The organism is Sphingomonas sp. GW821-FHT04B01 (assembly GCF_059420425.1).
The window spans coordinates 113,184-124,357 of the sequence record NZ_JBWKTR010000008.1 but is presented as its reverse complement, the minus strand read 5'-3'; the positions used below and the strand labels follow the sequence as shown (position 1 = coordinate 124,357).

Genomic DNA, 11,174 nt, shown 5'->3' with positions numbered 1-11,174 from the left:
AATCCCGTGAAACAGGCGCCTTGGCGGCGCGGGCGCGCACGCTTCGTCCTATCTGTCGACGCGGCGCCGACAAGACGAAAAGAGCCACCTCTTCACAGAGATGGCTCTTTCCTTCAGCACCGGTCGATCAGAAGTTGAACCGGACGCCGCCCGAGTAGCGCGCGTCCTGCTTTGCCACGAAGGTGACGTTGCGGTCCGAGCGGCGATGCCCGCGGCGATCGGCGCCGGTCAGGTTGATCGCCTCGGCGAACACGGTCAGGCCGGGCACGAACTGCCAGCTGATCGTGCCGTCGAGCTGGCCGTAGCCTTCCGTATAATAGGGATTGATGCCGCCGCCCGACAGGAATTCCGCCCGCCAGTTGTACGACGCGCGCGCCTGGAAGCCGTTCTTGTCGTAATAGAGCGTTGCATTCGCACTGTCGGACAGGCCGTTGATCGCGAATTGCGACGTGCTCGCCGGCAGCAGGTTGTTGTAGTCGCGATTGCCGTTGACGATCGTATAGTTGAGCTGCGTGCCGAAGCCGGTCTGCCAGAAGCTGTGCTGGATCGCGAATTCGAAGCCGTTGATCGTCGCGGTCTCGTCGCTGTTGAACGGCGTCGAGATGACGAAATTGACCGGTGCGTCCGCGGCGGTGCCGAGGATCGTGCCGTTGACCACGCTGCCCGGGTAGTTGGTGCCGATATAGTTGCGGATGTCGGCGAAGGTCGCATTGGCGCCGAGCGCGGCGATCGCGGCCTGATAGCGCGGGCCGTTGGCCGGGTTGGTCAGGTTGAACGCCGGGCCGTTGAGCTGGGTGACGCCGATGTAGTTCGACACCTGTTTGCGGAAATAGCCGACCGACATGTAGCTTTCGGGCGTGTAATACCATTCCGCCGACAGATCGATGTTCTTCGACTTGTAGGGCACGAGGTTGGGATTGCCCTGCGCACCGGTGCCGCCGCCGACGCGGAACAACTGGTCGAGCGTCAGGCCGCCCTGCAGCGAGCCGTAATCGGCACGCGTGATCGTGTGGCTGTACGAGGCGCGCAGCTTGACGTTGCGGATCGGCTGGACGTCGAAGTCGATCGACGGCAACCATTCGTCATAGCCGCCCGAGAAGGTGGTGAAGGCGCTGTCGCCGGAATAGACGATGTTGAATTCGTTCTGCGAATTCTGCCGCGTCCCGGTCGGGATCGGCACCAGCGCCGACGATTTCACCGTCGTGTTCTCGTAGCGCAGGCCGGCGATCAGATGCGCCGGGTTCGAGAACAGATCGAACTTGTTGTTGATCTGCAGATAGGGCGCGACGGTCTTTTCACGGATGCGGCGATCGGTGGTGTAGGGGGTGAGGCAATTGCCGTCGCCGCCGCAGATGCCATAGGTCGAATCGAGCAGGCCGACGACCTGTTCGAAATTGTAGCCGTAGAATTGCTTGGCGATGTCCGAGCTGCCGACGCCGCCGATGCCCTTGAACTTGCTGGGGATGTCGATCAGCTTGAAGATGTCGTCGGGCAGCAGCGCCGCCGCTGCCGCGCGCTGCGCCGCGCTGTCGCCGCCGGTGCCGCCCCAGGTGTCGTTCTGCAACACGCCATAGGCCGAGCGCACCTTGTTGTCGGTGAAGGTGAAGCCGAAATCGATCGAATCGAGGAAGCTGCCCTCGTGGTCGTAATGCCCCTTCAGCTGCGCCTGGTTGATCCGGTCGCGGAAGTAGGAATTGCGGAAGGCGTTGCCGGTCGGCACGATCAGCGACGCGTTCAGCGGGTTGATCCCGGGCTGCATCTGGTAGGAGATCACCGGCAGATCGTTGTCGAAGTTGATCGTCTGGTTGGCGACGCCGAAGATCGCGGTGCCCAGCGAATTGCTGTTGCCGTATTTGTTGGTCGGCTTCGATTCGGCGGTCGAATGATGCGCGTCGAGGCCGACGGTGACGCCGCCGGGCGCTTCCCAGGTGAGGTTGGCGCCGAGCGACTTGTTCTCGGTCCGGTACGCAGTCAGCGCGCTGGAATAGGACAGGTCCTTGGCTTCCGCCGCGGTGAAGCGCTCGGTGTAGAAGCGCGGGCCGGCGACCGGGCCGTCGGTCCATGCCGACGAGGTGTCATTGTGGTTGAACCAGATGCCGACGTTGGCGTTGCGCGTCTTCACCTCGTTGCGCGAATAGGTGTAGTCGATCGTCGCGACCAGCGTGTCGGTCGGCTTCGCCTGCAGCACCAACTGGCCGTTGATGCGCTCGCGGCTGATGTCGTTGACGTCGTAGGAGGCGTTCTGCGGCACTTCGTAGACGCTGGTGGCGCTCGGGCGGTTGGTGATGTTCGCCGCACGCGGATCGCCGGGCTGCGCGAGCGAGCCCCAATTGTTCTCCGAGCCGAGATAGCCGTCGCGCCAGCCGACGTTGGCCTGGTTCACCGATGCGCGGCGCTTCTGGTAGACGCCGTTCGCCAGGATGCCGATCCGGTCGTCGGCGAAGGTGGTCGAGAAGATGCCCGACACTTCGGGCGTGATGTCGTTCTTGCCGTTCTGCGAGGTGTCGATGACGCCGCGCGCCGCGACCGAGCCGCGCGTGCCGACCTTGTCGAACGGACGCGGCGTGCGGATGTTGATCGTCGCACCGATGCCGCCCGAGGGGACGCTGGCGCGGCCGGATTTGTAGACTTCGAGCGCGGCGATGCCTTCGGAGGCGAGGTTGGCGAAGTCGAACGCGCGCGAGCCGGGCGCGCTGTTGCCGTCGCCGATCACCGCGGTCGGCAGCTGACGGCCGTTGAGGACGACGAGATTATACTCGGGGCCGAGGCCGCGGACGGTGACGAACGAGCCTTCGCCGTTCGACCGGTCGATCGACACGCCGGTGATGCGCTGGAGCGATTCGGCGAGGTTGGTATCGGGGAATTTGCCGATATCCTCCGCCGAGATCGCGTCGACGATACCCTGGCCGTCGCGCTTGATGTCCGCGGAGGCGCGCAGCGAGGCGCGGATGCCGGTCACGACGATGTCGCCGGTGGTATCCGGTGCGTCCGACGGCGTCGCCGCCTGCGGTTCGATCTGCGCGGGGCCGGTGTTGCCGAGCGTGGCGGCGGCGTCCTGCGCGGCAGCGGCACCCGGCAGGGTGACGAGAGCGGCGGTCGAAACCCCGATGGCGAATTGCGAAAGCAGGCGAGCCCTGACGCGGCGCATGGTAATCCTCCCCGATGACAGGCGCGGCGATCCCGCGCTCTTGAGAACGTTCACTTCACGGATAAGCCGTTGTCTGTCAAGCGCATCCTGTCGAACGACCGTCACCGTTGTGAACGTTCTCTTAATATGCTTTGAAGGGCGTCATGCCTGCAAAGGGCGACAGGCCGGCGCGGCGAATGCGTCGGCGACGGGAGGATTGCATGAAGCGGTTTTGGAAGACGTGTGCCTCGGCGACGGTATTGGCGACGGTCGTGCTGACGGCCGGTGCACCCGCCGCGGGCGGTCGCGTGGACGGGGCGGCACCGGCGTCGGCGCAGGCGACGGCGGCGCGGGCGCGGGCGCGTGCCGATGCGATCGTCGCGCGGATGACGATCGACGAGAAGATCGCGCTGCTCCACGGGCTGTTCCCGCCGATGGCGGCGGGCAAGTCGGCCAACGAGCTGATCCCGTCGGCGGGCCATATCGACGGCATCGCGCGGCTCGGCGTGCCGCTGGTGCGCGAGAGCGACGCCTCGCTCGGCGTCGCCAACCAGGTCGAGCAGCGCAAGGGCGACGTCGCTACCGCGCTGCCGTCCGGCCTCGCCACCGCGGCGAGCTTCGATCCCGCCATCGCCCGGGCCGGCGGCACGATGATCGGTGCCGAGGCGCGCGCGAAGCGGTTCAACGTGCTGCTCGCCGGTGGCGTCAACCTGACGCGCGACCCGTGGAACGGGCGCAATTTCGAATATCTCGGCGAGGACCCGCTGCTCGCGGGGACGCTGGCCGGCGAGCATATCGCGGGGGTGCAGAGCAACCGCATCGTCTCCACCGTCAAGCATTTCGCGCTCAACGCGCAGGAGACCGGGCGCACCGTCGTCGATGCGCGGATCGGCGAGGCGGCGTTCCGGATGAGCGACCTGCTCGCCTTCGAGATCGCGATCGAGAAGGGGCAGCCGGGATCGGTGATGTGCGCCTACAACAAGGTCGGCGGCGACTGGGCGTGCGAGAACGGCCATCTGCTCAACGACGTGCTGAAGCGCGACTGGGGCTATCACGGCTGGGTGATGAGCGACTGGGGGGCGGTGCATTCGACGGTGAAGGCGGCGAACGGCGGGCTCGACCAGCAATCCGGGCAGGAGCTGGACAAGGCGATATATTTCGGGGCGCCGCTCAAGGCGGCGGTGGCGGCGGGGCAGGTGTCGGGCAAGCGGCTCGACGACATGGTCGCGCGCTATCTGACCGGGCTGATCGCGACCGGCGCCTATGACACGCCGGTCCCCGCCACCGCGCAGACCCCGCCCTATGCCGCGCACGCCGAGGTCGCGCAGCGCGCCGCCGAGGCGGGCATCGTGCTGCTCAAGAACGAGGGCGACGTGCTGCCGATCGCGCGCAGTGCCAAGCGGATCGTGGTGATCGGCGGCAATGCCGACGTCGGCGTGCTGTCGGGCGGCGGCTCGTCGCAGGTGCGCTCGGTCGGCGGCGCGCCGGTCGAGATCCCGCTCGCCACCGGCGGATCGGCGTCGTTCGCGCGGATCACCTATCACGCCTCCTCGCCGCTCGCCGCCTTGCGCAAGGCGCTGCCGGGGGCGCAGGTGACGTGGGTGGATGGCCGCAACTTCAACGCGACGATCGACGCGGCGAAGGGCGCCGATCTGGCGATCGTCTTCGCCACGCAATGGACGACCGAGGCGGAGGACGTGCCCGACCTGCGCCTGCCCAACCAGCAGGACGCGCTGATCGCCGCGATCGCCGCCGCGCAGCCGCATACCGTCGCGGTGATGGAAACCGGCGGCCCCGTGCTGATGCCGTGGATCAAGGCGGTGCCCGCGGTGGTACAGGCCTGGTATCCCGGCCAGCGCGGCGGCGAGGCGCTGGCGGCGATCCTGACCGGCGCGGTCAATCCGTCGGGGCGGTTGCCGATCACCTTCCCCGCCGACGCCTCGCAGCCGCCGCGCCCGCGGCCCGTCGGGCTTGACCGCCTTACCGGGCTGGAGGCGGAGGCCGCGGCCAATCCGGCGGTGGCATCGCAGAAGACGCTGGAAAGCTTTCCGGCGGACTATGTCGAGGGCGCCGACGTCGGCTATCGCTGGTATGAGAAGAAGGGGCTGACGCCGCTGTTCCGCTTCGGCCATGGGCTGAGCTACACCAGCTTCGCCTATCGCAACCCGGTGGTCACCGGCGGTGCGCGGCTGAGCGTGACGTTCGACGTCGTCAATACCGGCCAGCGGGCGGGTGCCGACGTGCCGCAGATGTACGTAGCACGCGAGGGCGGAGGGGCGCGCGAGGACGGGGGCACGCCGATGCGGCTCGCGGCGTTCACCCGCGTGACGCTGAAGCCGGGCGAGACGCGTCGCGTGACGCTGACCGCCGAACCGCGCATCGTCGCCGACTATGACACGAAGCTGCCGGGCTGGCGGATCGCGGCGGGGCGCTATCGCGTGGCGCTGGCCCGCGACGCGGGCGACCGCACGATCGTGTCGAGCGCGACGCTGCAGGCGACGACGATGAAGCCGTAGGGAAACAACGAGGCAAAGCATAAGGTTGTCGCCGGGAGGCATCGCGGGCAGGATCGCCGCGCCACGATGCCCGACGCCACCGCCACCTTGCCCCGCCGCCTGTTCCTGATCGTCTTCGCGCTGGCGAACGTCGGCGGGGTGATCGCCTATCTGCCGCTGCTGACGCTGCTGTTGCCGCTCAAGGTGGAAGCGCTGAGCGGTGCGGCACGGATCGGGGTGTTCACCGCCTGCATCACCGCGGGCGCATTGTCGGCGAGCGGCGCCAACGTGCTGTTCGGCTGGCTGAGCGATCGCTCGCTACGCCGCGGCGGCGGCCGGCGGCGGTGGATGGTCGGCGGCATCGTCGCCACCGCGGCGAGCTATGCCGCGGTGGCGTTCGCCCAGACGCCGGTCGCGCTCGTCGCCGCGATCGTCGTCTTCCAATTCGCCGTCAACGCGCTGCTCGCACCGATGATGGCGATCATGGCGGAGGAGGTGCCCGACGCGCAGAAGGGCATCGCCGGCGGGCTGCTGTCGCTCGGCAGCCCGGTGGCGTCGGCCTTCTCGGCGATGCTGGTCGGCAGCGCGGTCCTGCCGGAGGCGGCGCGGCTGGCGCTGGTGCCGGCGGTCGTCGCCGCCTGCGTGCTGCCGCTGCTGCTCGTGCGCGGCGCGCCCTCGGCGGCGGTCGTGGTGCGGACGCCGGTGCCGTCGTCGCGGCGCGACCTCGTGATCGCCGGCCTGTCGCGCTTGCTGGTGCAGGTCGCCGCGGTCGTGACGCAGGCCTATCTGCTCTATTATTTCGAGAGCATCGTCGGCGGTGCGGCGCGCGGCGATCTGCCGGCGCAAATCGGCGGCCTGCTGGTCCTCGTCTTCGTGATTCCGTTGCCGATCGCCGTGCTGCTCGGCCGCCTCTCGGACCTGACGGCGCGGCGCAAGCCGTTCCTGCTGATCGCCGCCGCCGTCGCGGTCGCGGGGCTGCTCGGCATGGCGGCGGCGCGGGACTGGACCGGCGGCGCGACCGCCTTCGGCGTCTACGTCACCGGTTCGTCGGTGTTCGTCGCGCTCCACGCCGCCTTCGCGATGCAGCTGCTGCCCAACCCGGCGCACCGCGGACGCGACCTCGGCCTCTTCAACCTCGCCAACACGCTGCCGTCGCTGCTCGGCCCGCCGCTGACCTGGATGCTCGCGGCACCGCATGATTTCACCGCCGTCCTCTTGCTGCTCGCCTTCCTCGCCGGCTGCGGCGGGCTCGGGATGCTGCGCGTGCGGGCGTGGCAGTGACCGTCGTCGCACGTCATCCGCGCGTGCCGAAGCCCGGTTGGCGACGCGCTGGACGGCGTGATACGTCGCCGATACGCTGCGATCGCATGTCCCGTTTCTCATCCCTCGTCGTGGTGGCGACGCTCGCCGGTTGCTCGCCGACCGCAGCGGTCGAGGGGCCGGTCGCGCTCGGCCAGACCGCGCTGGTCGGCGGGCCGCGGGTACGGCCCGATCATGTCGTCGAGGACAGCCGCTGCCCGGTCGGCACCCGCTGCGTCTGGGCGGGTCGGGTGGTGGTGCGCGCCACCGTGTCGGGCGGCGCCTGGTCGAAAAGCGTCGACCTAATCCTGGGCGTGCCGGTCGATGTCGCCGACGGCAAGCTGACGCTCACCGCGGTGACGCCGGCGCGCAGGGCGGGCCAGTCGGCGAAGACGACGCCGTCGCGCTTCACCTTCGCCTTCCAGGGCGGGCTGTAGCGGGAAACGCCCGTTAACTAGGTCATTTTACCGGATAATCAGTTCCCTGCGCCTATCCTTCGCGCGACGGACATGCCGTCGAGGGGGATCTTCATGCGGTGCTTGCACATCTTGGCGCTCGGCTGCGCCTTGCCGACGATCGCGGCGGCGCAAAATGCGCCCGCCGACGTGGTGATGGTGCCGGCGCATACCCAGATCGCCTTCCGCCTCGACGAGGAGGTCAGCTCGCAGCGCGCCCGCGTCGGGCAGCTCGTGCCGGTGTCGGTCGCGCGTGACGTGATCGTCGACGGTGCAGTGCTGATCCCGCACGGCGCGGCGGGCACCGGCCTGGTCACCGCGCGCACCGGCAAGGGCGCGTTCGGCAAGTCGGGCAAGGTCGATATCGCGCTGCGCTCGGTGGAGATCGCCGGGCGGCAGGTCGCGGTCACCGGCCGCTTCCACGCCGCGGGCGAGGGCCGCGCCGGCGAGACGGTCGGCTCGATCCTCATCGGCGGCGTCGTCGCGGGCGCGTTCGTTACCGGGCGGCACGCGGTGTTCGAAGCGGGTCGCGAGTTCGTCGCCTACACCACCGATGCCGCCAGCATCCCAAAATCCGCGGTCCGGCCGGTGCGGCCGGCGCCTGTCCTCGTCTATGCGAGCACCCTGCCCGCGCGCGCGGGGGCGTATCGGACGCCGATGCCGGTGCAACTGGTCGACATGCCCGGCGATGCCGCCACCGGTTCGTCGCGCTTCGACACGATGCAGCAGCTCGATCGCCGCATCGCCCAGGCGCAGCCGATCCGCGGCCGCGACGCGCGGCAGGGCTGGACGATCAGCGATTGAGCCGGCGCGGCGTCACAGCCCGAGGCGCAGACCCAATGCGAAATAATGCGGTCCCGCGTTGCCCTTCAGGCTGATCGCCGGCAGCAGCGGCAGCGCCACCGTACCATAAGGGCGCAGGTCGTCGCCGGCGCGAATGCCGGCGCCGACCGTCGCGACGAGGGGAATCGCATAGGTCGCCTCGATCCGGCCATACGGTTTGACCGCATCGTCGTCGCCGCGATCGACGAGCGCGCCGACCATCGGCGTCAGGCGGAAGCCCGCCGCCCCGAAGCCGTAGCCGGCGCCCAATTCGCCGCCCCAGCGGCCATCCGCGCGCGCACCATTGGCTTCCAGCACGATCTGCGCCGACGCCGGCGTGGCGCTGGCGAGGGCGGCGGCGATGGCGGCGCCGATCAATGGGATTCGGGTCATACGCTCTCCGTACGGATCGCCGGACCGGCGACGTGGCGGGCGCTCTACGAACCGGCGGCGGCCGGCACAAGCCGCGACCATGGCCGCGCCCGCCGCATGTCGAGCCGGCAGAGGCCGTGTAGGCGATGGCGCCGCGCGTAAGCAGCGACGCGCGTGTCATAGTCCGCCGCCAAGGGGCTGGCGAAATTCCAGTCGGGCGGGTTGAACGTGGAGATGCCGTTGATCGTCGGCACCCGCCACAGTTCGGCGAGCAGCATCGCATCGGCGTTGTGCGGATAGAGGCCTTGCTTGAAGGCGCTGAGGTACAGCGGCTCGTCGCGCCGGGTGACCACGGCGTAGAAGCTGGCACAGGCGGCGGGCGGCGGCGGGATGGCCGACACGGCGGCCTGCTGTTCGTCGTGGTGCAGCTGGGCCGGCGTTTCGGCACTCAGATTCTCCGCGACGAGCAGCACGGCGAAGGTCGCGGCGAGCCACGGCCGCGACCGGGTCAGCCGCGTCGCCCGCTGCCGCCAGACGGCGACGACGAGCAGCAGGAAGGGCAGCACCAGCCAGAGCTGATAGCGCGACACCACGCGCAGCCCCTTGCCGCCGGGTACCAGCGCGTACACCAGGCCCCAGGGCGACACCGACCAGAATTGCAGCGTGAGCAGCCAGCCGATGATCGTCGCGAGCGCGAAGGCGCGCAATTCGCGCGATACCGGCAGGCCGTCGATCCGGCGGCGGACGATGATCTGCCATGCGGCGGTGACGACCAGCACGAACAGGATCGGCGGGATGCCCGTTTCATGCTCGCCGCCGAGCACGCGCCGGGGCAGCATCGGGTCGGCGGGCATTTCGGCGTGGATCAGCGCGAACAACGGCCGGAACAGCCAGCCCCACAGGTAATTGTCCGGCCCGACGTTGATCATGTCGATCAGCGGCGTGACGAGATAGCCCAGCATCTCCTCATAGGGGTGACCGCCGGTTTCGCCTGCCTTGGGAAGGTAGATGGCAAGGAACGGCAGGACGAGGATCGCGAACGCGCCCGCGCCGCAGAGCCACGTTGCGGCATGGCGGCGGGCCAAAGCGAGGGCGGCGGCGGGACGCCAACGGTCGCTCAGCACGCACCAGCAGGCGACGAACAGGGCGGCGGAAAAAATTGTGAACCAGGCCATGTAATAGGCCGTCAGCAGCCATGCCGCGATCAGCGCCGCCAGCGCGACGGCGAGCGTCCGCGCGCGACCGCGGCGCCCGTCCTGTTCGGCGCGCACGGCGGCGATCGCGAGCATCATCGCCACCGGCAGCAGGGCGACGCTTTGCAACTGCACGTGCACGGCCTGCAGCGAGATGCCGCTCGCCACCGTCCACAGCAGCGCCACCAGCGTCGCCGCAACGCGCCCCCAGCCGAGCGTGCGCGCGACCAGCAGATAGGCCGCGACGAAGCCGATCGTCTTGAAGGTCAGGACGTTGAGCATGTCGGCATGGAAGGGATCGGCGAACAGCCGCCAGAAGGAGTAACTGAGCCCATACAGCAGATAGCCGTCGTTATAGCCGAGCGTCCCGCGATACGGATGGAAATAGCCGGTGGTGTCCCAGGCGGCGGCGCCGTCCAGCACGTTGCGCCAGTGTTCGAGGATGCTGATCTCGATCACCGCATCGCCGCGATCGCCGAAGCCGAGATCGAAGCCGCTGAGGATCGGGACGCGGAAGAACAGCAGCATCGCGACGACGAACGCGCCGGCGACCATCGCCCCATGCGCCAGCCGATCGCGGCCGGACGACCGGTCGCGCGCATCCGTCACGGCATTGGTGTCGGCGACGTCGGCACGGTCCATCGCCTCCGCCTAATTGTGGCGGTGGGTGCTGTCCAGACGCGCGCGCCGGCACGTCCGGCGATCAGTAGGTGACGGCCTTCACCATCAACCCGGTCTTGACCTTGTAGGCGACGGGGCGGGCGGGATCGATCGGCTGCGACCAGGTCGCGCCGGCATAGAGCCGCTTGGCGGGGAGCGGGCGGCAGTCGCCGCCGGCGGCGGTGCATTGCCGGCCTTCGTACAGTTCGACGCTGGTGCTGCCGGTGTTGGTCAGCGCGAGCGTCGTGCCGTCGCGACGGCCGGCGACCTCGCCGGCCATCACCGCGGGGCGGACGATGACCAGCATGTCGTAGCCGACCAGCACCTTGAGCGCCGAGCCCGCGGCCGAGACATCGCCCGCCACCGGCTTGACCGTGACGCGATAGACGCGATCGCGCGCCGCCCGCGGCGCCACCGCGGCGATGCGGATCAGCTTGCGCTCGCCCGGTTCGAGGATCATCTTCTGCGGCGTCACCAGCAGGCCGCTTTCGGCCGGATCGGCGCTGGCGACACGCCGCTCCGCCGGGGTGCCGGGATCGACGATGCTGGCGGGTTCGGCGACGACGTACATGCGCTCGGCCCCGGTGTTCCACGCCTCGACATCGGCGCGCGGCGGCCCGGCAGGCGTGAGGTCGACGACGACCTGGCTGAGCACGAGATTGGCGGCGGCGGGCTGCGCGCCCAGGCCGGCGACGGCGGCGACGATGGTCGCGAGGCTCCGGCGCATCCGGGTCATGGTCATGATCCTCTC

8 protein-coding genes are annotated in these 11,174 nt (G+C 69.3%); 4 read left to right on the top strand and 4 right to left on the bottom strand.

Annotated elements, in window-relative coordinates:
* Nucleotides 1-127: 127 nt before the first annotated feature.
* Nucleotides 128-3,148: a TonB-dependent receptor gene (locus AC07UH_RS17370; protein WP_137898471.1), complete on the bottom strand. Its 3,021-nt coding sequence runs from the start codon at nucleotides 3,146-3,148 to the stop codon at nucleotides 128-130.
* Between the two features lie 200 nt (nucleotides 3,149-3,348).
* On the opposite strand from AC07UH_RS17370, the gene AC07UH_RS17365 reads away from it, so the two are divergent.
* The 4 genes from AC07UH_RS17365 to AC07UH_RS17350 all read left to right on the top strand — a co-directional run bounded on the left by AC07UH_RS17365 (nucleotide 3,349) and on the right by AC07UH_RS17350 (nucleotide 8,180).
* Nucleotides 3,349-5,643: a beta-glucosidase gene (locus AC07UH_RS17365; RefSeq protein ID WP_495181233.1), complete on the top strand. Its 2,295-nt coding sequence runs from the start codon at nucleotides 3,349-3,351 to the stop codon at nucleotides 5,641-5,643.
* A 66-nt stretch (nucleotides 5,644-5,709) separates the two neighbouring features.
* On the top strand, nucleotides 5,710-6,903 hold the full coding sequence (locus AC07UH_RS17360; RefSeq protein ID WP_495181234.1) for an MFS transporter: 1,194 nt from the start codon (nucleotides 5,710-5,712) through the stop codon (nucleotides 6,901-6,903).
* A gap of 86 nt (nucleotides 6,904-6,989) precedes the next feature.
* Nucleotides 6,990-7,358 (top strand): hypothetical protein, encoded by a 369-nt coding sequence (locus AC07UH_RS17355; protein ID WP_495181235.1) that lies wholly within the window; start codon nucleotides 6,990-6,992, stop codon nucleotides 7,356-7,358.
* A 93-nt stretch (nucleotides 7,359-7,451) separates the two neighbouring features.
* Entirely contained in the window at nucleotides 7,452-8,180 is a 729-nt protein-coding gene (locus AC07UH_RS17350) for a hypothetical protein (protein WP_495189921.1), read from the top strand.
* A gap of 12 nt (nucleotides 8,181-8,192) precedes the next feature.
* Here the strand turns inward: AC07UH_RS17350 and AC07UH_RS17345 are convergent, their stop codons facing one another.
* The 3 genes from AC07UH_RS17345 to AC07UH_RS17335 all read right to left on the bottom strand — a co-directional run bounded on the left by AC07UH_RS17345 (nucleotide 8,193) and on the right by AC07UH_RS17335 (nucleotide 11,165).
* Nucleotides 8,193-8,591, bottom strand: a complete 399-nt coding sequence (locus AC07UH_RS17345) for a hypothetical protein (protein WP_495181237.1) — start codon at nucleotides 8,589-8,591, stop codon at nucleotides 8,193-8,195.
* Nucleotides 8,592-8,635: 44 nt separating this feature from the next.
* Nucleotides 8,636-10,405, bottom strand: a complete 1,770-nt coding sequence (locus AC07UH_RS17340; protein ID WP_495181238.1) for a hypothetical protein — start codon at nucleotides 10,403-10,405, stop codon at nucleotides 8,636-8,638.
* Nucleotides 10,406-10,466: 61 nt separating this feature from the next.
* Nucleotides 10,467-11,165: a fimbrial biogenesis chaperone gene (locus AC07UH_RS17335; protein ID WP_495181239.1), complete on the bottom strand. Its 699-nt coding sequence runs from the start codon at nucleotides 11,163-11,165 to the stop codon at nucleotides 10,467-10,469.
* Nucleotides 11,166-11,174: the final 9 nt, after the last annotated feature.

What these genes read in the sequence shown, in the direction of transcription:
- AC07UH_RS17370 (WP_137898471.1), bottom strand. Translation starts at nt 3,148, where the DNA reads ATGCGCCGCGTCAGGGCTCGCCTGCTTTCGCAATTCGCCATCGGGGTT.
- AC07UH_RS17365 (WP_495181233.1), top strand. Translation starts at nt 3,349, where the DNA reads ATGAAGCGGTTTTGGAAGACGTGTGCCTCGGCGACGGTATTGGCGACG.
- AC07UH_RS17360 (WP_495181234.1), top strand. Translation starts at nt 5,710, where the DNA reads ATGCCCGACGCCACCGCCACCTTGCCCCGCCGCCTGTTCCTGATCGTC.
- AC07UH_RS17355 (WP_495181235.1), top strand. Translation starts at nt 6,990, where the DNA reads ATGTCCCGTTTCTCATCCCTCGTCGTGGTGGCGACGCTCGCCGGTTGC.
- AC07UH_RS17350 (WP_495189921.1), top strand. Translation starts at nt 7,452, where the DNA reads ATGCGGTGCTTGCACATCTTGGCGCTCGGCTGCGCCTTGCCGACGATC.
- AC07UH_RS17345 (WP_495181237.1), bottom strand. Translation starts at nt 8,591, where the DNA reads ATGACCCGAATCCCATTGATCGGCGCCGCCATCGCCGCCGCCCTCGCC.
- AC07UH_RS17340 (WP_495181238.1), bottom strand. Translation starts at nt 10,405, where the DNA reads ATGGACCGTGCCGACGTCGCCGACACCAATGCCGTGACGGATGCGCGC.
- AC07UH_RS17335 (WP_495181239.1), bottom strand. Translation starts at nt 11,165, where the DNA reads ATGACCATGACCCGGATGCGCCGGAGCCTCGCGACCATCGTCGCCGCC.